The 24,142-nt window shown below is 67.2% G+C and carries 21 protein-coding genes; 12 read left to right on the top strand and 9 right to left on the bottom strand.

Going from position 1 to position 24,142, the window contains the following annotated elements:
- Positions 1 to 46: 46 nt before the first annotated feature.
- From KPB06_RS29580 to KPB06_RS29590, 3 genes are read right to left on the bottom strand one after another with little or no spacing between them, the layout of a single operon-like run.
- Positions 47 to 1,381 (bottom strand): DUF3100 domain-containing protein, encoded by a 1,335-nt coding sequence (locus tag KPB06_RS29580; RefSeq protein WP_059584932.1) that lies wholly within the window; start codon positions 1,379 to 1,381, stop codon positions 47 to 49.
- Positions 1,382 to 1,429: 48 nt separating this feature from the next.
- The gene (locus tag KPB06_RS29585; RefSeq protein WP_104012729.1) at positions 1,430 to 2,947 is read right to left on the bottom strand and encodes an aldehyde dehydrogenase family protein; all 1,518 of its coding nucleotides are present in this window, start codon (positions 2,945 to 2,947) and stop codon (positions 1,430 to 1,432) included.
- Positions 2,948 to 3,001: 54 nt separating this feature from the next.
- Complete coding sequence (locus KPB06_RS29590; protein ID WP_275905786.1) at positions 3,002 to 3,874, bottom strand: NAD(P)-dependent oxidoreductase; 873 nt, start codon at positions 3,872 to 3,874, stop codon at positions 3,002 to 3,004.
- Positions 3,875 to 4,017: 143 nt separating this feature from the next.
- On the opposite strand from KPB06_RS29590, the gene KPB06_RS29595 reads away from it, so the two are divergent.
- Entirely contained in the window at positions 4,018 to 4,926 is a 909-nt protein-coding gene (locus KPB06_RS29595) for a LysR family transcriptional regulator (RefSeq protein ID WP_059584929.1), read from the top strand.
- Between the two features lie 160 nt (positions 4,927 to 5,086).
- Here the strand turns inward: KPB06_RS29595 and KPB06_RS29600 are convergent, their stop codons facing one another.
- Positions 5,087 to 6,181 carry a potassium channel family protein gene (locus KPB06_RS29600; RefSeq protein ID WP_059584928.1) on the bottom strand — a complete coding sequence of 365 codons (1,095 nt, stop codon included), beginning with the start codon at positions 6,179 to 6,181 and terminating at the stop codon, positions 5,087 to 5,089.
- 60 nt (positions 6,182 to 6,241) lie between these two features.
- The gene (locus KPB06_RS29605) at positions 6,242 to 7,576 is read right to left on the bottom strand and encodes an NAD(P)/FAD-dependent oxidoreductase (RefSeq protein WP_104012728.1); all 1,335 of its coding nucleotides are present in this window, start codon (positions 7,574 to 7,576) and stop codon (positions 6,242 to 6,244) included.
- Positions 7,577 to 7,788: 212 nt separating this feature from the next.
- Between KPB06_RS29605 and KPB06_RS29610 the strand changes: the two genes are divergently transcribed.
- Positions 7,789 to 8,436, top strand: coding sequence for a hypothetical protein (locus KPB06_RS29610; protein ID WP_059584926.1), 648 nt, complete (start codon positions 7,789 to 7,791; stop codon positions 8,434 to 8,436).
- 175 nt (positions 8,437 to 8,611) lie between these two features.
- Here the strand turns inward: KPB06_RS29610 and KPB06_RS29615 are convergent, their stop codons facing one another.
- Positions 8,612 to 8,821, bottom strand: coding sequence for a hypothetical protein (locus tag KPB06_RS29615; protein WP_059584925.1), 210 nt, complete (start codon positions 8,819 to 8,821; stop codon positions 8,612 to 8,614).
- A 475-nt stretch (positions 8,822 to 9,296) separates the two neighbouring features.
- Here KPB06_RS29615 and KPB06_RS29620 point away from each other — a divergent pair, with 475 nt between their 5' ends.
- From KPB06_RS29620 to KPB06_RS29635, 4 genes are all read left to right on the top strand, one after another.
- Entirely contained in the window at positions 9,297 to 10,151 is an 855-nt protein-coding gene (locus tag KPB06_RS29620) for a helix-turn-helix domain-containing protein (RefSeq protein WP_059584924.1), read from the top strand.
- Positions 10,152 to 10,274: 123 nt separating this feature from the next.
- Positions 10,275 to 11,948 carry an ATP-dependent helicase gene (locus KPB06_RS29625; RefSeq protein WP_275905785.1) on the top strand — a complete coding sequence of 558 codons (1,674 nt, stop codon included), beginning with the start codon at positions 10,275 to 10,277 and terminating at the stop codon, positions 11,946 to 11,948.
- Between the two features lie 191 nt (positions 11,949 to 12,139).
- A complete protein-coding gene (locus KPB06_RS29630; RefSeq protein ID WP_180278246.1) occupies positions 12,140 to 13,348 on the top strand; it encodes a DUF6402 family protein in 1,209 nt (402 codons plus the stop codon).
- A 26-nt stretch (positions 13,349 to 13,374) separates the two neighbouring features.
- Complete coding sequence (locus tag KPB06_RS29635) at positions 13,375 to 13,746, top strand: hypothetical protein (protein WP_226223098.1); 372 nt, start codon at positions 13,375 to 13,377, stop codon at positions 13,744 to 13,746.
- A 159-nt stretch (positions 13,747 to 13,905) separates the two neighbouring features.
- On the opposite strand, the gene KPB06_RS29640 is transcribed toward KPB06_RS29635, so the two are convergent.
- Positions 13,906 to 15,465, bottom strand: coding sequence for a methyl-accepting chemotaxis protein (locus KPB06_RS29640; protein WP_059584922.1), 1,560 nt, complete (start codon positions 15,463 to 15,465; stop codon positions 13,906 to 13,908).
- A gap of 146 nt (positions 15,466 to 15,611) precedes the next feature.
- Positions 15,612 to 16,610 carry a quinone oxidoreductase family protein gene (locus tag KPB06_RS29645; protein WP_104012724.1) on the bottom strand — a complete coding sequence of 333 codons (999 nt, stop codon included), beginning with the start codon at positions 16,608 to 16,610 and terminating at the stop codon, positions 15,612 to 15,614.
- 131 nt (positions 16,611 to 16,741) lie between these two features.
- On the opposite strand from KPB06_RS29645, the gene KPB06_RS29650 reads away from it, so the two are divergent.
- From KPB06_RS29650 to KPB06_RS29665, 4 genes are all read left to right on the top strand, one after another.
- On the top strand, positions 16,742 to 17,614 hold the full coding sequence (locus KPB06_RS29650; RefSeq protein ID WP_226223100.1) for a LysR family transcriptional regulator: 873 nt from the start codon (positions 16,742 to 16,744) through the stop codon (positions 17,612 to 17,614).
- Between the two features lie 80 nt (positions 17,615 to 17,694).
- Positions 17,695 to 18,255: a GNAT family N-acetyltransferase gene (locus KPB06_RS29655; protein WP_124860012.1), complete on the top strand. Its 561-nt coding sequence runs from the start codon at positions 17,695 to 17,697 to the stop codon at positions 18,253 to 18,255.
- A 9-nt stretch (positions 18,256 to 18,264) separates the two neighbouring features.
- On the top strand, positions 18,265 to 19,113 hold the full coding sequence (locus KPB06_RS29660) for a MerR family transcriptional regulator (protein ID WP_059584919.1): 849 nt from the start codon (positions 18,265 to 18,267) through the stop codon (positions 19,111 to 19,113).
- 123 nt (positions 19,114 to 19,236) lie between these two features.
- Positions 19,237 to 20,217, top strand: a complete 981-nt coding sequence (locus KPB06_RS29665; RefSeq protein ID WP_059639649.1) for a sulfonate ABC transporter substrate-binding protein — start codon at positions 19,237 to 19,239, stop codon at positions 20,215 to 20,217.
- Between the two features lie 79 nt (positions 20,218 to 20,296).
- Here KPB06_RS29665 and speB read toward each other — a convergent pair whose 3' ends face one another.
- Positions 20,297 to 21,265: an agmatinase gene (gene speB, locus KPB06_RS29670; RefSeq protein WP_059584917.1), complete on the bottom strand. Its 969-nt coding sequence runs from the start codon at positions 21,263 to 21,265 to the stop codon at positions 20,297 to 20,299.
- 359 nt (positions 21,266 to 21,624) lie between these two features.
- Here speB and KPB06_RS29675 point away from each other — a divergent pair, with 359 nt between their 5' ends.
- Together KPB06_RS29675 and KPB06_RS29680 are read left to right on the top strand one after the other, a co-directional pair.
- Positions 21,625 to 22,296, top strand: coding sequence for a lysoplasmalogenase (locus KPB06_RS29675; protein WP_275905784.1), 672 nt, complete (start codon positions 21,625 to 21,627; stop codon positions 22,294 to 22,296).
- 246 nt (positions 22,297 to 22,542) lie between these two features.
- Positions 22,543 to 24,123 (top strand): flavin-containing monooxygenase, encoded by a 1,581-nt coding sequence (locus KPB06_RS29680; protein ID WP_124657881.1) that lies wholly within the window; start codon positions 22,543 to 22,545, stop codon positions 24,121 to 24,123.
- Positions 24,124 to 24,142: the final 19 nt, after the last annotated feature.

Below are 24,142 nucleotides of genomic sequence, written 5' to 3' on the forward strand. Positions count from 1 at the left end.
CGGCGGCCGGCCCATGCCGCCCGCCGCCGTGCCGCGAGGCATCAGATTAGATATGGAACAGTTGCGCCACCAGGGTCGCGCCGATGAAGGTGCCGGCATTGGCCACGAAGGACACCAGCACGATGCGCCAGCCGAGCCGGCGGAAGGCCGGGATGTCCTTGGCGATCGACAGCCCCGCGAACACCAGCATCGGCGTGGTCACCCCGAGGAAATCGTTGTGCGAGCTGAGCGCGGCGATCTGCGATGCCCACGGGGACCACGGCGAGGTCAGGAACATCGCCACCACCGACACCCAGCAGACCGCCGGAATCCGCCGCCCCGTCACGCGCGCCAGCGCATCGCCGACGATCGTCGCGCCCACCATGATCGCGATTCCCGGCAGTCCCGCCAGCGGTGTGGTGCCGTGGGCGATCCAGTCGCACACCAGCGCCATCGCGGCCGTCACGATCCAGGCCAGCAGCTTGCCGCCGTAGCCGAGCGCGGGCGCCTCGGTCCTCACCTCGCCCAGCGACGGGCTGGCCGCCTCGGGCTGCGCCGAGGCCTTGGTGGTGCGGCCGATCAGTGGCTCCAGTACGCGATAGCCCCAGACCGCGAGCGGCAGCGAGATGAACAGCGTGAAGTACGTGCCGATGGTGGTGGTGATCAGGTTGCTGGCCGCGGCGAACGCGAGCACCGATTTCGCCGTCTCCGGGTCCTGCTGCGCGGCGATCGCGCCCGAGGCGGCCGCCATCATGCTACCCGAGCCGACCCCCGAACCCATCGCCAGCGCGAGCGGATCGAAGATGCCGAGGCTGGTCACGAAACCCGCGAACACGGCGATGAACACCGCACCGAACACGGTGCCCGTCAGGTACTCGGCCAGCACGCCGCGGCCCTCGGCCGAATCCATGCCGTATTTCTCGCCGATGATCGCCAGGCTCGGCTCGCGGCCCACCGAGAACGTCGCGCCAATCGCCTCGCGCTTAATGCCGAGCAGCAACGCGAGCGGCAGGCCGAGCAGGATGGTGCCGACGAAGTGGCCGAATTCCTGGAAGGCCAGTGCCCAGCCCGCCGACGCCAGCTTGGGCAGCGCGCTGCCCACCATCAGCCCGAGCTTGGAGACGAACAGCAGCAGCGCCGGCTGCAGGATCGCCGCCGCGAAGAACTGGTCGGGCACGCTCAGGCGCGCGCTGCCGTTCCAGCGCGCGCTGGCGAGCCCCACCGCGGCGCCGAGCAGCAGCGCCCAGATCATCGGCAGCAGCACGACCTTGCCTGGGCCGAGCTTGAACGTGAACGAGCCGATCCATTCGGCGACCAGCAGGATGCCGGCCGCGTAAAGCAGGACCTTGGCGGTGGCCGCGCCGCCCAGCTCGCGGCGCTCGATACCCAGTGCGTGTTCCATGACGAGTCTCCCCTTGAAGCCCGGCTGCCGTCGAATGCGGGCCGGTGGTTACAGATAACCGAACGCGGTGGGCGGCGCTTCGGCCGTCTCGACCCACACGCTTTTGGTCTGCGTGTATTCGTACAGCGCCTCGACCCCGCTCGAGCGGCCGTAGCCGCTCATGCCGTAGCCGCCGAACGGCGACGCCACGTTGATGGTCTTGTAGCCGTTGACCCAGAAGGTGCCGGCATTCACCTGCGCGGCCACGCGATGCGCGCGCGCCACGTCGGTGGTCCAGGCCGCGCCGGCCAGGCCGAAGTCGGTGTCGTTGGCGATCGCGATCGCCTCGTCCTCGGTGTCGAACGGGATGGCGGCCACCACCGGCCCGAAGATCTCGGTGCGCGCCACCTCCATCGCGTTCGACGCGCCGGCCAGCACGGTGGGCGCCACGAAGTAGCCGCCGCGGCCCTCCGCGACGCGCTCGGCCGAGCCGCTGGCGAGCGTGGCGCCAGCGGCCACACCGCGCTCGATCATCGACATCACGTGGTCGTACTGCTTGCGATTGTTGATCGGGCCCACCTCGGTCGCCTCGTCGAGCGGCGCGCCGACACGGATCTTCTTCGCGCCGGCCGCCACCATCGCGACGAATTCGTCGTAGACGGCGCGCTGCACCAGCAGGCGCGAGCCGGCCACGCAGCTCTGGCCCGCGCCGGCGAAGATCGCCGCCTGGGCGGTCAGCGCGGCGCGCTTGAGGTCGGCGTCGGCGAACACGATATTGGCCGACTTGCCGCCCAGTTCCAGCACGCAGGGCAGCACGCGCCGCGCGGCGGCCTCGGCGATGCGCGCGCCGGTGGCCGGCGAGCCGACGAACACCACCTTGCCGACCACGCGATGCGCGATCGCGGCCTGCCCGGCGGTGTGACCGAAGCCGGCGAGCACGTTGACGAGGCCGCGCGGCAGCCCGGCCCGCTCGCCGAGCCGGGCGACCGCCAGCGACGTGAAGGGCGTCAGCTCCGAGGGCTTGAGCAGCACGCCGTTGCCCATCGCCACCGCGGGCGCCACCTGCCAGCCGCAGGTGAATACCGGCGCGTTCCAGGGCGTGATCTGCAGCACCACGCCGGCCGGCTCGCGGCGCGTGTAGTTGAGGTGCGAGGTCGGCACCGGAATCACGCTGCCGTAGAACTTGTCGGTCCAGCCCGCGTAGTACTCGAACATTTCGGCGACCTTGCCCACCTCGCCGCGGCAGTCGCGAATCGGCTTGCCCGAGCCCAACGCCTCCAGCCGCGCGATCGCCTCGGCCTCGGCACGGATCGCGCGCGCCACCTCCTGCATCACGCGGCCGCGCGCGGCATGCGTGAGCGCCCACCATTCGCGCTGCGCGCGGCGCGCGCTTTCTGCGGCATGGTCGATCACGGCTGCGCCGGCGTCGCGATAGGCGAGCGTTTCGTCGCCCGTCGCCGCATCGTAAAGCTGGATCGTGTCGCCCTGGCCGGCGACGAGTTCGCCGTCGATATACGAGCCGATCGTGGCGGCACCGGGGAAGAAATGCGCGAAGGCGGCGAGCAACTGGTCTGCGTGCTGGGTCATGTCGGGTTTCCGTACAGGTGAATCGAGCGGGATCGTGGCGCGGGCGGCCCGGCCTCAGGCCGGGTCGAGGAAGTCGACGATGCGGTTGAAGTCCTCGCCGTCGGCGACGGATGCCTCGCTGGCGGCCCACACGCGCGCCGCCTCGCGCGCCACCGGCGCGACGCTGTCGAACTGGTCGAGCAGGCCCAGCGCGAGCCGCACGTCCTTGCGCATCAGCTTCATCGTGAAACCGGAATCGAATTTGCCGTTGAAGATCCAGGTCGGGTAGTTGGTCAGCGTCGCGCTGTTGCGGCCGGAGCCGCCGTTGAGCGCCTCGACCAGCTTTTCCGGATCGACGCCGGCCGCGCGCGCGGTGCGTACCGCCTCGCTGGCGGCCAGCAGGTGCACGCCGGTCAGCAGGTTGTTGAGCAGCTTGGTGACGTGGCCGGCGCCCACCGGGCCCACGTGCACGCGCTTGGCGCTGATCGTCGCGAGGATCGGCTCGATGGCCGCGATATCGCTGTCCGAGCCGCCCAGCACCATCGTCATGGTGGCGGTGGCCGCGCCCTTCGGGCCGCCGCTCACCGGGCCGTCGACGAAGCCGATGCCGCGCTCGGCCAGCGCCGCCGCCACGCGCCGCGTGCTGTCCGGATCGGCCGTGGTGGTGTCGATCACGATCGTGCCCGGTCTCGCGCTCTCGAGCACGCCGCCCGCGCCCAGCACCACCGCCTCGACCACCGCCGAGGTCGGCAGCGACAGCAGCAGCACGTCGGCGTCGCGCGCGATCCCGGCCACCGAATCGCGCGCCGACAGTACCGCGTGTTCGGCCAGCGCGAGCGCCACGCCGGGCGCCGCGTCGTAGCCGAGCACCGTGTAGCCGCCGCGCCGCAGCGAGCCCGCCATGCCGCGCCCCATGTTGCCCAGACCGATCACGCCCACCGTTTTCATCCGACGACTCCCGATAGCTGTTGGTTCGAGGCCGGCGCGCCAGCTTGCGCCCGCCCTGCATGACCACGATGTTCGGCCCGGCGATCCGTATAATCAATCAACGCCAATATTGAGATTGTTCTCTTTTTTAGAACGCCAGGATCATGAGCGAGACCCTTACGGACAGCCGCATCGTCTATTTCTACGAGGCCGTGCGCTGCGGCACGATCCGCGCCGCGGCCGACTGGCTCGACGTGGCGCCCTCGGCGGTGAGCCGCCAGATCGGGTTGCTGGAGAAGGAGCTCGACGCCACCCTGGTGGAGCGCCACGCGCGCGGCGTGACGCCCACCGAAGCGGGACGCTGCGTGATCGAGTATTTCCGCGAGCAGCTCGCGCACCGCGACGACCTGATCTCGCGTCTGCAGGAACTGCGCGGGCTCAAGACCGGCGAGGTCAGCCTGGTGCTCGGCGAGGGCTTCGTCTCGGATCTGCTGGCCGGGCCGATGCAGCAGTTCTGCCGGCAGTTCCCGGGGATCCGCGTCAACCTCGACGTGGGCAGCACCAACGACGTGATCCGCAAGATCTCGAACGACGAGGGCGAGATCGGCCTGGTGTACAACCCGCCGGCCGAGCCCAAGGTGGTGTCGCGCGCGTCGAAGCGGCAGCCGATGATGGCGATCGTCGGCCCCGATTTCCCGCGCCGCACCCACAAGGTGCTGACGGTGCAGCAGCTCGCCACCTACCCGCTGGCGGCCACTCACCCGTCCTACGGTACGCGGCAGATGATGGAGGCCGTCGAATACGCCGAGCGTGTGCGGCTCACGCCGGTCGTCACCACGAATTCCTTCGCGATCCTGAAGGAGTTCGTGAAATCCGGGCTCGGTATCTCGGTGATGCCGGCCTTCGCGGTGACGGCCGAACTGCAGGCCAAGGAGTTGTTCGCGATCGAGATCGCGCATCCGATCCTCGAGAACGCCGAAGCGCACATGGTCACGCGCGTGGGCCGCAAGCTCTCGGTGGCCGCCAACAAGATGCTGCAGATGATGACGGGGCAGATGCGGGCGTTCCGTTAGCGGGGGCTGCCCGTACGCCGTCCGGCGACGCGAGGCCGGGCTTGGAGACGGTTTGCCCAAGACCGCTGATTCCGCTGCAAGGTGTTCCGGCAGATCACAGCTGCAGCCGAATTCGAGAAAGGCTTCATGGTCATGGGCACATAACCAAAGTCAAACGCCGTCAAACATCCGGATCCTGAATCCGCGCCGACTGAATCACCACCAGCGTATCGCCCGCCTCGATCCTGCACGGCGGATCCTCGTAAAACGAATAGATCTTCCCGCAGCGATCGAGCCCGACCACGATCGCGCCCGGCACCACGTTCGTCAGGCAGCCGATCTCATGCGGCAACGCCTCGCGCTCCAGCAGCGTCGCGCGCCCGCGCGTCGACAGCATGTCGTTCACGAACGGCACGATGTAGCGGCTGTGGACCGCATCCGCGAGCAACAGCGCGCCGATCTTCGTCGACGACACGATCACGTCCGCGCCCGCCTGCCGCAATTGCCGCTGGTACAGGTTCTCCTGGATCCGCACGACGATCTTCGTATCGGGCGCGATGCTGCGCACCGACAGCGTCAGCAGGATCGCGGTCGGATCGTCGGTCACCGAAATGATCACGGCCTTCGCCGCGCGCACCTGCGCCTGCTGCAGCAGATCCTCGTGCGCCGGATCGCCGAGCAAGCCGGTCACGCCGAGCGACGTCGCCGCCTCGAGGGCCTGCTGCTGCGAATCGATCACGATGATCGTCGCCGGATCGACGCCGCTTTCCAGCAACTCGCGCACCGCGATCGATCCCGACAGGCCATAACCGCACACGACGATGTGATCGGACAGTTGCTTCTGCAGGCGTTTCATGCGGAATTCCTCGATGACGCGCTGGATCACGAACTGATACGCCGTGCCCAGGAAAATAAACCAGATGCCGATACGGATCGGCACGATGAAGAACGCATCGAGCAGGCGCGCGCGCGCCGTGACGGGCACGATATCGCCGTAGCCGACAGTCGCGACCGTGACCATCGTGAAGTACACGAGATCGGCCACCGTCATCGGCGTGCTCTTGGTCGAATCGCGCAGGCCGTCGCGATCCAGATACAGCACGAGGAACGCAAGCGTGCACAACAGCACGACCGCGCCGAGACGGAACAGCAGCGTGCGCTGCGGCGACGTCGCCGGGCGCGTGAACAGCGTGCGCGCGCGCGGCGCCTGCCACGGGTTGCGAGCGCGACGCAGGCGCATGCGCAACGAGCGGCGCTGATCGGATGGCGTGGCCAACGGGGAATCTCCTGAAGGATGCGGGCTCGATTCTACGACGGGAACGCACGCGCGCAGCCGTCACAGCATGCTGCGCGGCCGCACCATCGTCCCGTCGACGAAACGCCGCGCGCGAAACGCCGACAGATCGAGCGACGGCGCGCCCGTGTCGATCCATTCGGCGAGCAGCCGGCCGACGATCGGCCCCATCGCGAAACCGTGCCCGCAGAACCCCGTCGCGATCGCGAGCCCCGACGGCGTACCCGGTGCATCGATCACCGGGATGCCGTCGGGCAGCACGTCGATCAGGCCGGCCCACGCCTCGACGATCTGCGCATCCTTCAGCGCAGGAAAGATCGCCTTGAGCTTCGCGAGCGCGCGCGGCGCATGCGCGCGATTCGGCTGCGGCTGCGGATCGCGCGGCTCGATCGGTCCCGTCGCGCCGCCGATGCGCGCGAGCACGTCGCGCCATGCGGACGCATTCAGGTGCAGCCGGAATTTGTCGCGTTGCGACCAGAATTGCGGCCAGAAGAGGCTCAACCCGCGCAGGTGGCCGAGCGTCAGATCGACGTCGACCTGCATGTCGTCGGCAAGATTGATCGCGCCGTTCGTGCGCTGCCGGATGCCGAGACCATGGCCCCACATCGTCGCCGCGGACACCGGCGGAACCACGTTGGTGCGCATGCAGGTGCCGCGCACGGCCTGCTGCGGCAGCCGGATGCCGACGCCGTCGAGCAGCCGAAAGCTGGTTGCGCCCGCCGCGCAGATCACGCGCCGCGTGCGGATCGCGCCGCGCTCGGTCGCGACGCCGACGACCGCGCCGCCGGCCGTCTCGATCGCCGTCACGCCGCAGCCTTCGAAGAAACGCGCGCCCGCCTCGGTCGCGCGCGCCGCGAATGCGGCGGCCACGCGACGCGGCTCGGCCTGCCCGTCGGTCGCCGTATACAAGCCGCCGAGAGTACGGGCCTGCGCCGACAGCCCGCTCACGTGTTCGTCGATCTGGGCGCGCGTCAGCGTGCGCGTGTCGAGCCCGTGTTCGCGCGCCACGGTGAGCCACGCCTGGAACGACGCCCAGTCGTCTTCGTTGTCCGCCATGTAGAGGCAGCCGCCCTGCCGCCATTCGAGATCGAAGCCGAGCGCCTGCTCCAGGCCTTCCCAGATCCGCATGCCGGCCATCATCAGCGGCACTTCGGCGGATTCGCGCCCCTGCTGCCGCACGAAGCCCCACGCGCGCGTCGATTGCTGGCCGGCGATGCGCGACTTGTCGAGCACGACGGCTTTCAGGCCGCGCAGGCCGAGGTAGTAAGCGGCCGCGCAGCCCATGATGCCGGCGCCGGCGATCACGACGTCGGCTTCGGTCGGAAACGCCGTTTCGGCGTGAGTCAATGCGTCGTGCAGCGGATAGGTGGTGGTCATTGTTTTCTGTTGGTAATCGGTGCATGGCCGGCAAAGCTTATCGCGGCAACGTCATCCGATGAAGCGAGCGCCGCGCAACGATCCCGGGCGCCTTGCGCATCCGCACACGACAGCCCGCTCGCGTCTTTCCGGCCGTCCCCGTTTTTTCGGCTTGACGCCCCCGGATCGTCACGCGACGATACTGGATATCCATACAGCATCGTCGCAGCAAAATGATCCTCCCCCCATTCGATCCGCCCAAGCTGAACGACCTCACCGAATGGTGGACGCAGTGCACCTACGCGGACGTCCAGCGTCTGATACTCGAAGTGCAGCACCTCCGCCTGACGCTGTGGGAGTTGAAAGCCCACGTCGCGGACGCATCGCGCCGCATCCGCGTGCTCGATCCGGACATGCTCGCGCATGGGTCCGCGCTTCGGCGGCTCGGCTACCTGCTCGACAAGGAGATCGAGCGCGCCAATCCGATCGGACGCACCCGCGACGTGTATGCGCCGTTTTCGGACGAGTGGCGGGCTCGCGCGGCACTGCGCTGCGCATTGCGCGGGCAGCCCGAGCCGGCCGACGCAGGCACGCTGCCGCGCGCGATTCCGGAATTTCAGCGCATCACCTGGGCCGAGCTTCGCGATCGCTGGCGTCACCTGAGCGACAGGAAATCGAATCGACAGAACGTCGAGCAACGGATGGTGCTCGAGATCGCCCGTCAGCGAACCGTGATCCTCGCGCGGGCGCGCAAGCTCGTCGACGCCGCGATCGCCGAGGCGGCGGCGGAGGGAAACCGGTTATTCGCGCTGGATCAGCTCCAGCGGCTCCTGGCGGTCGAGCGGGAGGACGGCGAGCCGTTCATGTACATGCCGCCGTAGCGCGAACGCCGTGAACGACGGTCTGCATGCACAAAGTGGACATTCGCAGCCTCCAATCGCGTTGCCCTCGGACGATCGATATCTCACGACGGGAGCCGTCAATCTACGAATTTCCGGGGGCATTCGCAATATTCAGGCAGGAATTCCGGCCGTTCGGGGCGCCGCACGCGCTGCACTACGCATAGCGGCTCAGCCATTCTTCGGAGAATCGTTTCGCGTACGCGACGGCCTCGGCTTCGGTGTCGAATTCACCCAGCTTGCGGAACGCGGCTTCACGGCTGAAACCCACCTTCGTGACCTCGACCTGCGCGGCGTATTTGCCGGCCTCCGTCACGCGCGGCTCGCAGTTCATCTCGTAGCCGCGCATCAAGAATTTCTTCTGCATCGGTTCAACACTTTTTTGAGACGGCGAAATCGTAGCACGCAGCGCCGCGGGCGCCAAAAAATGTATCCGCGCTGGTTTCACTAGAAGAAACCATCGATTGTTCGTCCTGCAACTGCTTCGGCCGTTCGCCGCGCGATATCCTCCGAACATCCCGGCCGGGCGTGATCGCGCCCTGCGTTGGTGCGTCGCGTTGCGATTACCTGCCGCCTCGTGGGGAATCGCGCGACGGCCCATGGGAATGCAGCCCAAAGGTGCCGAACGCACCGTCGCGCGCACGCGCCGACGCAGGCCCGGCGTAACTTCATGACACACCTTTCACACAAACGCACCTTTCACCACACTGAATGACGACCATTTTGCGGTAAAGTTATCTTTTCCGTGCGTGGCCGGTCGGCTCGCCATTGGACGTCATGAAGACTGTCCGCCGAGACTGCCGCAAGGCGTCGTTCTGAACGTCACGACCCGTTCCCGTAGCATGACCACTGAAGCAATCACCACGGATTCCCTCGCGGTTGCCGAGCGCGTGCGCGAGCTGATGACCCGCAACGGCATCGGCAAGCGCCAGCAGACTACCGAGCTGTGCCGCATCCTCGATCTGAGTTTCTCCCAAGGCCACCGCAAACTGCGCGGCAGCAGCCCCTGGACGCTCGCGCAGATCAAGAAAGTCGCCGAAGCGTACGGCGAACCCGCCGCCCAGCTGTTCGGCGCGCAAACGCTCGACCCGGGCATGGTCGGCGCCTATAGCCAGGAAGCCGTCCTGTATGCGGGCGTCGCCGAGATTCCATGCACCGCCTGGATCGGCGCGCCGCTCGAAGCCGGCGCGCGCCCCGAGTTCGTCGCGTACGAACAGAACGGCCGCTGGCGCGTGCTGCGCCATACCGGCGTGCTGTACCAGAACGCATACGACGTGCACAAGATCGAGATCTATCCGCGCCGCGCGGAAAGCGACAAGCTCGTCGTCGCGGTAATCGACCCCGATCGTGTCAGCGCAACCGAGCTGTGCCGCTATCTCGAACGGCAGGGTTTCGCGACGGCCGCGTTCGACGGTCTCGCGGCATTCGTCGACGCGCTGCAGGGCCAGGCTTTCGACGCAGTCCTGACCGAATGGCTGTTCGACGACGGCACGGCCGCCACCGCGATCAAGGCCGTGCGCACGTCCGACAACCCGGGCGCGCCGGTTTTCGTGCTGACGGGCGCCCTGCTCACCGGCCGCGCGAGCGAAGCCGACATCAGCGAAGTGATCCGCGCGTTCGATGTGGTGTGCTACGAAAAGCCCGCGCGCATGGCGATCCTCAGCGCCGATCTCGCGAAGCGGCTCGCGCGCGGCTGACGTTCGCCGGGCCGGCCGCCCGTCGAACGGCCAACGCCCGCGCGGCGCCGCGGGCATGAACCGGTTCCTCAGTACAATAGCCGCACCCGTTCACGCCCACGCCGGCATCCGCCGCCCGACGCCATGGCCCGCCTCATCCCCGACGACTGGAAAAGCCTCGCCGCGACCGGCGCGGCCGAACGCGAGCGCGAAACGCTCGCCGCGCTCGAACACGCGCTGCCCGACAGCTACACCGTGTATCACGGCGTCCACTGGACGCGCGCCGATCAGGCGTTTTCGGTATTCGGCGAAGCCGCGTTCGTCGTCGTGAGCCCGGCCGGCCGCGTGCTGCTGATCGAGCAGAAGGCCGGCTTCCTGCGCGAGACCCCGAAAGGGCTCGTGAAGGTCTACCTGCAAAAGGAGCGCAACGTCCCGATCCAGCTCGCACGCACGCAGGAGACGCTGCACCGGCGCCTGACGGCCGCGCTCGGCGCGGGCGTCTACGGCGTCGAGGCGCTGCTGTACTGCCCCGACTACTCGATCCGCGACGCGTCGATCGCCGGCGTCGCGCCCGAGCGCATCGTCGATGCGTCGCGCAAGACGCAGCTCGCGCAAGTGATCCTGCAGATCCTGCCCGAGGACGACGAACACTTTCCGAACGCGCCGAAGCTCCACCATTTCCTCGCGGACGAGCTCGCGCTCACGCCCGACACGAGCGCGCTCGTCGGGCAGGCCGGCACGCTCGTCACCCGGCTGTCGGGCGGGCTCGCCGCATGGGCGCGCCAGCTCGACTTCGCGCCGTTCCGGCTGCGCGTGACCGGCACGGCCGGCTCGGGCAAGACCCAGCTCGCGGTCCAGGTGATGCGCGACGCCGTCGCGGCCGGCAAGCGCGTGCTGTATGTGTGCTTCAACCGGCCGCTCGCCGACTACATCGCGCGCATCGCGCCGCCCGGCGCGAAGATCGCGAACTACCATCAGCTGTGCGACTGGGTCGCGCGCGATGGCGGCTACACGCCCGACTTCCAGGCGCCCGGCGAATTCGAACGGCTCGAGGCGCGTTTCGCGCAAGCGCCGATCCCCGAGCGCTGGCGCTTCGACGTGCTGGTCGTCGACGAAGGGCAGGATTTCCACGCACCGTGGGCGGCCGCGCTGGAGTGCCTGCTGGCGCCGGACGGCGCATGGTGGTGGCTGGAAGATCCGCTGCAGAACCTGTACATGCGCGAACCCGTCGCGCTGCCTGGCTGGGTCACGCTGAAGGCGCTCACGAATTACCGCAGCCCGCGCGACCTGCTCGAATTCGTGCGCGACGTCGTCGGCCGCGTCGAGCCGCTCGCGGCCGAACTGCGCTCGGGCAGCCCGTTCGACGGCTCCGATCCGTCGGTGTCGGCCTACGGCGAAGACGGCGCGTCGGACGACGCATTGGCGCAAGCCTGCATCGATGCGACCAAGCGCGCGATCACGCATGCGTTGTCGCTCGGCTTCCGCAAGCAGGACATCGCGGTGCTGTCGTACCGCGGCCGCGAAGGCTCGGTGCTTGCGCCGCTCGACCAGCTCGGCCCGCACCGGATCAAGCGCTTCACCGGCAAGTACGACTTGTTCGGCAATCCCGAGTATCGCGAAGGCGACGTGCTGCTCGATTCGATCTACCGCTTCAAGGGTCAGTCGGCGCCGTGCGTGATCCTCACGGAAGTCGACTTCGACGCGCTCGACGCGCGTGCCGCGCGCAAGCTGTTCGTCGGCGCGACGCGCGCGACGATGAAGCTGCTGATTGTCGCGTCGTCGCGCGCGGCCGCGCAACTGGCGGACGCGGCGGGTTGACGCGGCGGGCGGGCGAACGCACGCCCTGGACGAACTTCGACATCGTGGCCGTTGACACAATCGGGCACATTTCCCGACGCCCCGCACCCTTGCCCACGCTCGTTTCAGCCTGTTTCGGCAATCCCTGACGCTTTGTCCGCTTGCAGCCGGCCGCTACGATGCCAGGCCATTCGTTGCACGCGGAATATTCGATGGCCGACGTAAAAAAGCTGCCTTACTACGAACCGAAAAAGGGATTGTTCGGATCGGAGTTGAAGGAATACAAGGGTTCCCGAGGGTGTGTCCCGCTCGATACGCAAAGGAGCGTATCGATCGACCGGCTTGCACCGGGGGAAAAGCCGCCGCCCAAAGCGATTTCCAGGCCTTCGATTGCTCCGGAGCCTCCTGCAGCACCTCAACCGCCGCCGCAAGCCGATCAGGCGATAACCAAACGACCGCAGACGCAGGCGGAATCGGAGGTTTGCGAAAATCCGCCCCCTTTCGATCTCCAAGACGTGCCAATCGCGATGGACAATCTGGGCTGGAAGGTTTCGGCCAGGCTTGCGCGGATCTGGTTCGCGGGCGCTGCGCATGTTTACAACGACGATCCAACGTCAGCCCAGCCGCTGAATGACGATGGCGTTACCCTCGAATGGATTTTGAAATTCGGAAATGTCAGAAAAAAGTACAATAAACTTCTCGCGAGCGATATCTACAGCGAACGTTCCATACGAACAGCATCAGATATCACCAAGTCTTTTGTCAAAGAGCTCTTTTTAGAAAGAAATTCTACGTTCAACTTCAACACCGCCTCATTCACAAGAAATTTGCATAAATTTCACAACGACTGGCAATTCCAGCTATCGAAAATAGGAAATTGGGACACCCTGGAGAACCTTTCCCCAACGGATCTCACGGGGGCGCTGGCCAATTTCAACATTTATGCAGCCATTGGAAATGTTGAAATTTCAAGCGAAAAATACTTCAAATATGAAAAATCAGGTGCGCTTTACTGCCTAAGCGCCACGGGTAGAATCACGCATATATATGTTTACGTGAAAGACAACTACTCATTCAACGGAAAACAATATTTAGGCCACTGGAACAAACATGGCGTCATCATCGCCCCGGGGTCAATTCTTACAGGATCAAGCTCGCCAAAACGAGAATCCGACATTGACATTTGGTCAAAAAACATCAACAAACCTGTCGACACACGAAGAAGTATATTAGGAAAATTCAAGACGTCCGATGTTTATTTTCCAATCCATAATGCAGACTACAGTCGATGGCGAGAAAGACATCACAGGGGCAGGGACTTCATGATATATTCGAATCCAGTTTATTTGAAACTGAAGAAACCGATCGATCTTGATCTTGGTGAAATATGCAGAATAGAGCCATCAGATACATTGGCTTAGCCATTGTCATTTACGTATGCGCAGGTTTGATCGTTCATTTCAATCGCCCCGCCTATGGACGGTGTGACTTCTATGATCGCCCGGAGACATTAGATGGCGGTATAAAAAACATGAATGGCGTTTGGTACCGATTCAAGCTGTGCGGCACCGGCGGAAATGATCAAGACGCGACGAATGACAACATTGAGCTAAGAGTGTTTAGTGAAAAGGGCGAGCTTCTTGCAAAGCGATATTTCTCCGTCAACTGGTATCATGGAGAAAGCTCTCACCCGCCTCTGGGTTACGAGGGCAATCTGGTACGCTATATCGACTTGGCCGATGAATCGAATTACAAAAAACATCTGATGATTCCGCCCTCCAAGTGGGATTGGCTTCGTGCCAGACTACCTTTGTTTTAAAGGTTGCACATCAAATCTTGATTTACAAAAAACAAAGCCCCGGTAGCGGGGCTTTGTTTGTCAACAGACTGCTCGCTCGATCATACGACGATAGCATCGACCCACCCGTGAAACAGGTCGCATCAGCCGACAGATCCGCTGCGATTCACCTCGCCCTGCTCAAGCCACCCGGAACGCCCCCACCGCACGCCGCAACCCATCCGCCTGCTCCTCGAGCGACGCGGCCGCGGCCGCCGCCTGCTCGACGAGCGCCGCGTTCTGCTGCGACACCTGATCCATCTGCGACACCGCGCGGTTCACCTGCTCGATCCCGTCGCGCTGCTCGCTCGAGGCGGCCGCGATCTCCGTCATGATGCCCGTCACGCGCCCGATCGCCTGCTGGATGTCCTGCATCGTCGCGCCGGCCGTACTGACGAGCCGCGAGCCCGTCGCGACACGCTCGACCGATTCGCCGATCAGCGTACGGATTTCCTTCGCCGCGGACGCCGAGCGCTGCGCCAGCGTACGCACCTCGCCCGCGACCACCGCGAAGCCGCGGCCCTGCTCGCCCGCCCGCGCGGCTTCGACCGCCGCATTCAGCGCGAGAATGTTGGTCTGGAACGCGATTCCCTCGATCGTGCCGATGATGTCGGCGACCTTCTGCGAGCTCTGGTCGATCTCGTTCATCGTGCCGATCACCTCGCCGACGACCGTCGCGCCGCGCGTCGCGATCTCGCTCGCACTGTCCGCGCAGGCCTGCGCCTCGAGCGCGTGGTCGGCATTCTGCTTCACGGTCGCCGTCAGTTGCTCCATGCTCGCGGCCGTCTGCTGCAGCGCCGACGCCTGTTCCTCGGTGCGCTGCGACAGGTCGGTGTTGCCGGCCGCGATCTGGTGCGTCGCCGTCGAAATCGCCTCGGAACCCTGGCTGACCTGGCGCACCGTGTCCGCGAGGCTGCGCTGCATGCCCGTCACGCCCTTGACCAGTTCGGCCATCTCGTCGCGCGACGACCAGCGCAGTTCCGACGTGAGATCGCCGTCCGACAGCCGGCGGAAATGCGACAGCAGGCGATTCACCGGTTGCGTGATCGCGAAATGCAGGCCGATCGCGCAGCCGAGGCATGCGGCCAGCCCGAATGCGATGCCCGCGATCGCGCCGATGCGCATCCAGCCGTAATAGGTCTGCGCGGTGTCGTACACGTCCTTGCCGCGTGCCGCCTGGTACGCATCGAGCGCGTCGGTCGCCTGCGTGAGCGCGACCGACAGCGGCGGCGCGACCGTCATCAGCAACCGGTCGGCTTCGTCGCGCCGCCCTTCGCGGATCGCATCGATCATCGGCTTCAGCGCCTGCCCGATCAGCGCCTGGCGCGCGGCATCGAGGCGGCTCGCGAGCGGGCCCTCGTCGCCGTCGTGCGGCATCGCCGCGTAGTTGCGCCATGCCGTGTCGGCCTTCGCGAGATAGCCCTCGGCCTTCTTCACGAGATCGGGAACCTCCGCCGCGTCCGGATGCAGCAGCGCACGGTCGAGCGTCGTGCGCACGATCGTCAGGTTCAGGCTCGCCGCGGACAGCGCGGTCTTCGCCGCCAGTTGCCGCGTATAGGCCTCGTCGAGGGCGCGATTGGAACTCTGCATGCCCGCGAGGCCGATCAGCCCCGACACGACGAGCAGCGCGGCGACGAGGCCGAGCGTGGAGAAAATCCGCGTACGGATCGAGAAACGGGAAAACAGGGCGTTCAGGTTCATGACGGCACGTGAGCGATGAAAAATGCCGCGGCAATCGGTCCGCGGCCCTCTGTATTACGGTTTGCCTGCACAAAACTTGAGTCCGTCCCTGCTTCGCGGCTGATCGTCGTCAATTTTTCGGGCGGGCAAGCCGCTCGCGCCCGCCGTCACGCCAGCAGCACGACGCCGCCCGTGGTCGCGCGCGACTCCAGCAACCGGTGAGCATCGGCCGCCTGCTCCAGCGGCAGCCGCGCGCCGATCTCGACGTGCATCCCGCCCGCCAGCCGGTCGAGCGTCGCGCGCGCGGCGTCGCGATACGCGCCGACGTCGCGCGCGATGAAGCCGAGCACGCTCGGCCGCGCGAGCGCGATCGAACGCGCCGGGCCCAACTCGTCGAGATCGAACGTCTGTCGCGCGCCGATCGCGGCCACCTGCCCGATGCTCGCGACCATCCCGAACGGACGAATCGCCCCGAGCGTGCGGGTCAGCACGTCGCCGCCGATGCCGTCGATCGCGTAGTCGACGCCCGCACCGCCGCCGAACGCACGCGCCGCCGCGACGAAATCCTCCTCTCGATAATCGACCACCGCTTCGGCGCCGTGCGTGCGCACGAGCGCGGCCTTCGCGGCCGAACCGACGGTGCCGATCACCCGCGCGCCGAGCGCACGCGCCCATTGCGTCGCCAGCAGGCCGACGCCGCCGGCCGCCGCATGCACGAGCACCGTATCGCCGGCGCCGACCTGCCGCACGCGATGCAGCAGCATGTACACGGTGATCCCCTTCAGCAGCCCGGCGGCAGCGGCTTCGTCGCTCAGGCCGTCGGGAATCGGCAGTACGCGCTCGGCCGGCATCGTGCGCAGGCTCGCATAGCTGCCGGTCGGCATGCCGGCATAGGCGACGCGCCGACCGGGCACGAGATCCGGCACGCCCGGCCCGACCGCGTCGATCACGCCGGCCGCCTCGACGCCGAGCGCCGCCGGCAGCGCAGGCAATGCATGCGCGCCCGTTCTGAAATAGATGTCGACGAAATTCACGCCGATGGCGGTCTGGCGAATCCGCACTTCGCCGGCGCCGGGCGGCGCGACGGGCGCATCGACGCGGCGCAGCACGCCGGCGTCGCCGTAACGATCGATCCCGATCCGGATGGCGTGGGTGGTTTCGGTCATGACGTTCCTCGTTATCGAATGAAGTGACACGATCATCCCATCGTGCATAATCGAACGGAATTCACGTTGAACGCCCACCTATTGTGCAAAATTCGACCGACCGCGATCCTGTTACCTCGCCCGCATTGCCGATGAGCTGGGACGACATCCGCTACTTTCTGGCGGTGATGCGCGGCGGCAGCCTGTCGGCCGCCGCCCGCGTGCTACAGGTCCAGCATTCGACGGTCGCGCGGCGCATCGACGCGCTGGAATCGGCGCTCGGGATCCGGCTGTTCGATCGGCTGCCGCGCGGATGGCCGCCGACCGACGAAGGGCTGCACCTCGCCGAGCACGCCGCCCGCCTCGAAGCCGACGCGCATGCGTTCGCGCGCGCGGCGCAGGGCGCGGCCGCGCTCGACGGCGTGGTACGCGTATCGGCGTCGCCGGTGTTCGCGAGCCACTTCCTCGCGCCGCGCCTCGCCCGTGCGCAGCGCGCGTGGCCGGCGCTGCGGATCGACCTGATGGGCGAGATGCATGCGGCGAACCTGTATGCGCGCGAAGCCGATCTCGCGGTGCGGCTGTCGCGGCCGAGCGAGCCGGGGCTCGCCGCGCGCCGGCTCGGTACGATGCGCTTCGCGCTGTGCGCGGCACCGGAATGGGCGGATGCGCCGCCCGACACCTGGCCGTTCGTCGGCTACGACGACGCGCTCGCGCAAACGCCGCAGCAGCAGTGGCTCGAACGCTTCGCGGCCGGGCGCCGCTTCGCGTTCATCGCCAACGACCTGGCCGCGCAACATCGCGCGTGCGCAGCCGGGGCCGGTGTCGCGCTGCTGCCGCGCTTTCTCGTCGACGATCCAACGGCGCACGCCGGCGCGCCGCTCGTCGAGCTGACGGCCGCCCCGCGTTGCGACATCGAGCGCGAGATCTGGCTCGTGGTTCATCCGGACGTGCGCCGATCGCCGCGCGTGCAGCGCGTCGCCGACGCGATCGCCGACGCGGTGCATGCGGCGGACGGCCGCCTGTAAGCCGCCGAAACCGCAAACGGCTTTGCCACGCGCGTCGGCGGCCGGCATAGTAGCGCTTTCACTTCATTCGCCCCGCCGCCATGTCCACCGCCTCCGCCTGCGTCGTGCGTGACGCGACCGACGCCGACCTCGATGCCATCCATGCAATCTATGCGCACCACGTTCGCCACAGCGTCGCGTCGTTCGAGGAAACGCCGCCCGACGTCGCCGAACTGCGCGCACGCCGCGATGCGGTGCTGAACCACGGGCTGCCGTACCTCGTCGCCGAATGCGACGGCCGCGTGGCCGGCTACGCGTACGCGACGCCGTACCGCACGCGCAGCGCGTACCGCTTCACGATCGAGGATTCGATCTACATCGACGATGCGCAACGCGGGCGCGGAATCGGCCGCGCGTTGCTCGCGGCGCTGATCGCGCGCTGCGAAGGCGGCCCGTGGCGGCAGATGATCGCGGTGATCGCCGACGGCGGCACCGGCGGCTCGACGTCGCTGCATCGCGCGTTCGGTTTCGAGCCGGCCGGCCTGTTGAAAGCGGTCGGCTTCAAGCACGGCCGCTGGATCGACACGGCGCTGCTGCAGCGCCCGCTCGGCGACAGCGCGAACACGCGCCCCGCCTCGCCCGAGCCTGCCCCGGCGCGCTAGAATGGCCGCATGTCAAAACAGACTCATTCCACGCCCGACGAGGCCGCGCCGGATTCCCGCAACGAGTACACGGTCGACGAGCTCGCGCGCGTGTCCGACACCACCGTGCGCAACGTCCGCGCCTACCAGGATCGCGGGCTGCTCGCGCCGCCGGAGAAACGCGGGCGCGTCGGCATCTACGACGACACGCACGTCGCGCGTCTGAAGCTGATCAACCATCTGCTCGCGCGCGGCTACACGCTGTCGAACATCCAGGACCTGATCAAGGCGATCGACGAAGGCCACGACCTGCGCTCGATCCTCGGCCTCGAGAACGCGATCGGCGGCCGCTGGTCGCACGAGTTGCCGAAAACCTACTCGCTCGCGCAACTCGCGCAGATGTTCGGCCCGCAGGCGACCACGCAACTGTCGCGCGTGACCGAGCTCGGGCTGCTCGAACGGCGCGGCCTGTCGTTCGTCGCGAAGAGCCCCGCGCTGCTCGAGGCGGCGGCCGCGATGACGAAGGAAGGGATTCCGCCGCGCGAGCTGCTCGACGTGATCAGCCTCGCGCGGCCGCATTTCGACGCGATCGCGCGGTTGCTCGTCGATCTCGTCGTGAAGCGGCTCGACCGCTACGACGCCGGCACGCTGCCGCCGGCCACCGACGTGCCCCAACTGGTCGACGCGATCTGGCGCCTGCGCCCGCTCGCGGCCGTGTTCGTCGAAGGCGAGACGAACCGCGCGCTCGAAACCGCGGCCGGCGCATATCTCGGCGGGCGGGTCGCGACGATCCTCGACAAGAAGCTCAGCGACGAAGCAGCGCGGCAGTCCGGCACGACGGACACGCCCGATCCGGCGGGCGGCGGCGACAAAGCATAGGCCCGACGCCGTCATATCCATATCGGCAATGCTTCGTTTGCGGGCGCGATCGCCCATGCGACGATTCTTCCAACCGAGCGGCGCCGGCCGCTCCCCGAAGATGCCTCGCATGGAGTTCGTTCGATGATTCGTTTCACCCGCTGGATCACCCGCGCCGCCGCCGTCTCGCTCGTTGCCCTGTCCGCCGCGTCGGCGTTCGCGCAAGGCGGCGCCGACAAGATCGTGCGCATCGGTTATCAAAAGGCCGGCCTGCTGTCGGTCGTCAAGGCGCAGGGCGCGCTCGAAGCGCGGCTCAAGCCGCTCGGCTATGGCGTTCAATGGTTCGAATTCCCGGCCGGCCCGCAACTGCTCGAGGCGCTGAACGCGAACAGCATCGACTTCGGCTACACGGGCGCGCCGCCGCCCGTGTTCGCGCAGGCGGCCGGCGTGCAGTTCGTCTATGTCGGCGCGGAACCGCCGGCGCCGCACAACGAAGCGGTGTTCGTGAAGGCCGATTCGCCGATCCGGACGGTGGCCGGCCTGCGCGGCAAGAAGGTCGCGCTGCAGAAAGGCTCGAGCGCGAACTACCTGCTGCTCGAGGCGCTGAAGAAAGCCGGCGTGCGCTATGACGAAATCCAGCCGGTGTATCTCCCGCCGGCCGATGCGCGCGCCGCGTTCGAAAGCGGCAACGTCGATGCGTGGGCCGTGTGGGATCCGTACTACGCGGCCGCGCAAAGCGCGCTGAAGGTGCGCACGCTGTCCGACTACACGGGGCTCGCCGCGACCAACAATTTCTACGAGGCGACGCGGAGTTTCGCGCAACAGCATCCCGACGTGGTCGGCGCGATCCTGAAACAGGCGCGGGAAACGGGCCAGTGGGTCAACGCGCATCCGGCCGACACGGCGGCGCTGCTTGCGCCGAAGGTCGGGTTGCCGCAGGCGCTCGTCGAGACGTGGATCAAGCGCGTGCCGTTCGGTGCGGTGCCGATCGACGAACGCATCGTCGCCGCGCAGCAAGGTGTGGCCGATGCGTTCCACGCGGCGAAGCTGATTCCGCAGAAACTGAGCGTGGCCGAAAACGCCTGGGTCGACAAAAGCGTGGCGGGTGCGCTGGCGGCGAAGTAACGCGCGCGGCTCCCTCCATCGGCAGGCCGGCCGGGAGCGCTGCCCCGCCGGCCGCTGTCGCGTGCCGCGCGCCACGCGCTCAACGCAACGCCCCCGCCACCTTCTTCTGCCGCCACAGACACAGCAGATCGCAAGCCACATGCGCGGCCGCGATCGCCGTGATGTCCGCGTGATCGTACGCCGGCGCCACCTCCACGACGTCCGCCCCGACCAGATTCACCGCCCCGAGCGCGCGCACGATCGCCAGCGCCTGCGCGGACGACAACCCGCCCGCGACCGGCGTCCCCGTTCCTGGCGCGAACGCCGGATCGAGGCAATCGATATCGAACGTCAGGTATGCAGGCCGCGCACCGACGATCTCGACGATGCGCTCGACCGCCGCCCGCGCACCATGATCATGCACCCACGCGGCGTCGAGCCGCTCGATCCCGAGAAAGTCGTCGTTCCACGTACGAATGCCGACCTGCACCGACGTCGCGGGATCGATCAGCCCTTCCTTCACGGCCTTGTAGAACATCGTCCCGTGATTGAGGCTGTCCGGGTCGTCGTCGGCCCATGTATCGCAGTGCGCGTCGAAATGGATCAGCGACAGCGGCTTGCCGTGGCGCTCCGCGTGCGCGACCAGCAGCGGATACGTGATGTAGTGGTCGCCACCGAGCGTCAGCATCTTCGCGCCCGAGCGCAGGATCGTGCGTGCATGCTCGACGATCGCCGGCTTGATCGACAGCGGGTTGTGCGCGTCGAACCAGCAGTCGCCGTAGTCGACGGCCGCGAGATCGTCGAACGGATCGAAGCCCCACGGATACGGGTTGAGCTCCGCGAGTTGCACGCTCGCCGCGCGGATCGCGGCCGGCCCGAGCCGCGCACCGGAGCGATACGTCGTCGCGAGATCGAGCGGCACGCCGGAAATCGCGACGTCGACGCCGTCGAGCGCGCGCGAGTAATTGCGGCGCATGAACGACAGCACGCCCGCATAGGTGTTTTCGATCGAGGAACCGTACGGCGTCGTGCGACGGATCGCGCCGTCGCCGTGGAGAAGTTCGGTCATGGTCGGACCTGTTTTCGTGGCGGCCGCGCCGCCCCGCTTCGAACGAGCGCGCGGGCCGGGCACGGCGGGGATTCATCGGGCATGCATCGGCTCGCGCATTCAGTCGAGAGGCGACGCGGGACATCGACAGCGACAACGGCAATACCGCGGCGATCATAGCAAGCCGAATCGCAGCTGTTGCCCCGGTTCCGCCGGGGCAACGCGCGGAAAAATCCGGTGCCGCAGCGCAGGCCGCCGTCGTCGTTTCCTAGAAGGATTCGCCGGTTTTGGCGTGCTCGTTCTTCCGGATAATGGCCGGCAGCCGCGCCCCCGACGGCGCGTCGTCCACCGCAGACGACAACAAACCGGAGACACCCGCCTTGATCGCCACGCTTCCCGCCACCTACCGCCGGCTCTGGCCGCTCGCCATCGCTGCGGCGCTGCTGTACGGGCTGTCGCTCGCCGCCGCCCCCTATCCGGGCCAGGCCGCCGCGAAAGCCGCGATGGGCATCCTGCTGCTCTCGGCGGGCAGCACCTGCGGCGCGGCGCGCGAACGCGCATGGCTGTGCGCGGCGCTCGCGACCGCCGTGCTCGGCGACGTGCTGCTCGCGCTGCCCGACTGGCCGCTGTCGTTCGTCCTCGGCCTCGGCGCATTCCTGCTCACGCACGTGTGTTATTGCGCGATCTTCTTCCGATGGCGCGCGCGACCGCACGGCTGGCGCATCGTTGCGCTCGTCGGGCTGTGGATCGCCGCGCCGGCGTTCTACGCGGCGTTCTTCCCGCACCTCGGCGAGCTGCTGGCGCCGGTCGCCGTCTACATGCTCGTGCTGTGCATGATGGCGAGCTTCGCGCTCGCCGCCCGCACGCGCGGCCCGCTGGTCGCCATCGGCAGCCTGATCTTCGTCGGCTCCGACACGCTGATCGGCGTCGGCCGCTTCCTCGGCGTTTTTCCGGGCATCGACTATCTGATCTGGGGCCTCTATGCGCTCGCGCAGGTCACGATCGTGGCCGGGGTTTTCCATGAGATCGCCGGCCGGTCGATCAGCCCCTGATACCGTTTCAAACGGGCCGCCGCGCGCGGGCGGCCCCGGTTTTCCCCTGTCTTGCCCTGCCGACGGCCTTTTCCGCTCATCCCGCATTGCGGAAGCCGGACCGTTCCAAACCCCGCTCAGCCTTTTCCCGTCTGGCTTCCGGCCCTTAGAGCGCCGCCTCTAGCCTCTTGCGGTTTCCGGGTTCACCCACTATCGTTACATCAACCAATGTAACATTAAAAAATGAGCCAGATCGGAGACACCCGGATGAATGCTCGCACGTTGCCTTTCGGTCCACCCGGCCACGACGGCCTGGACGAAACCATCGACATCGCCATCATCGGCACCGGCTTTGCCGGCCTCGGGATGGCGATCCGCCTGAAGCAAACGGGCGTGACCGACTTCGTCGTCCTCGAGAAGGCCGCGTCGGTCGGCGGCACATGGCGCGACAATCATTACCCCGGGTGCGCATGCGACGTGCAATCGCACGTCTATTCGTTCTCGTTCGCGCCGAACCCGCGCTGGACGCGCATGTTCGCGCCGCAGCCGGAGATCCGCGCGTATCTGGAAGACTGCGTGCAGCGCTTCGGCATCGGCCCGTACCTGCGGCTGAATCACGAGTTGCAGCGCGCCGAGTACGACGAAGCCGCGCAACGCTGGCGCCTCACGTTCGCGAACGGCAAGCGGCTGTCCGCGCGCGTGCTGGTGTCGGGAATGGGCGGGCTGTCGCGCGCCGCGCTGCCGGCGATCCCCGGTGTCGAAACCTTCCAGGGCCGCGCGTTCCATTCGCAGCAGTGGGATCACGACTATCCGCTCGAAGGCAAGCGCGTCGCGGTGATCGGCACCGGCGCGAGCGCGATCCAGTTCGTGCCGCGGATCGCACCGCGCGTGAAGTCGCTCGCGCTGTTCCAGCGCACGCCGCCGTGGATCATGCCGAAGCCCGACCGCAACCTCACCGGCTTCGAGAAATGGCTGTTCCGCACGCTGCCGTTCACGCAGAAGGTCGTGCGCAGCGGCATCTACTGGATGCTCGAATCGCGCGTGCTCGGCTTCGCGATCCATCCGTCGCTGATGAAGAACGTGCAGAAGCTCGCGCTGCGCCACATCCGCAAGCAGATTCCCGATCCGGAACTGCGCAAGGTGGTGACGCCGAACTACACGCTCGGCTGCAAGCGCGTGCTGATCTCGAACGACTACTACCCGGCGCTGTCGCGCAAGAACGTCGACGTGATCACGACCGGCATCGACCACATCGAAGCCGACGCGGTCGTGACGACCGACGGAAAGCGCCATGAAGTCGATTGCCTGATCTACGGCACCGGCTTCCAGGTGGCCGACCCGTATCCGCGCGGCGCGATCGTCGGCCGCGGCGGCCTCGACATCGTCGACGCCTGGCGCGACGGCGCGCACGCGTATCTCGGCACGACGCTGCCCGGCTACCCGAACTTCTTCATGATCGTCGGCCCGAACACGGGCCTCGGCCACAACTCGATGGTGTTCATGATCGAGTCGCAGATCGAATACATCCTCGGTGCGTTGCAGGCGATGCGCCGCGAGCACGCGGATGCGATCGAGGTGCGCCCGCTCGTCGAGGCCCAGTTCAACAACGATCTGCAGGGCAAGCTGAAAAAGGCGATCTGGTCGACGGGCGGCTGCAAGAGCTGGTACCTCGACCCGCGCACCGGCAAGAACACGACGCTGTGGCCGGGCTTCACGTGGCGCTTCCGCCAGGCGACCGCGCGCTTCTCGATCGCCGATTACCACGCGTATCGCGCACCGCACGACACGACCGCGCGGCCCGCCGCCGCGCCGGCCGCTTCCGCTTCCACGTCCGCCGAAGCGGCCTGAGCCAGACAAGGAGCCACCG

Origin of the sequence: Burkholderia semiarida, assembly GCF_029268935.1 — a bacterium.
GTDB lineage: Bacteria > Pseudomonadota > Gammaproteobacteria > Burkholderiales > Burkholderiaceae > Burkholderia > Burkholderia semiarida.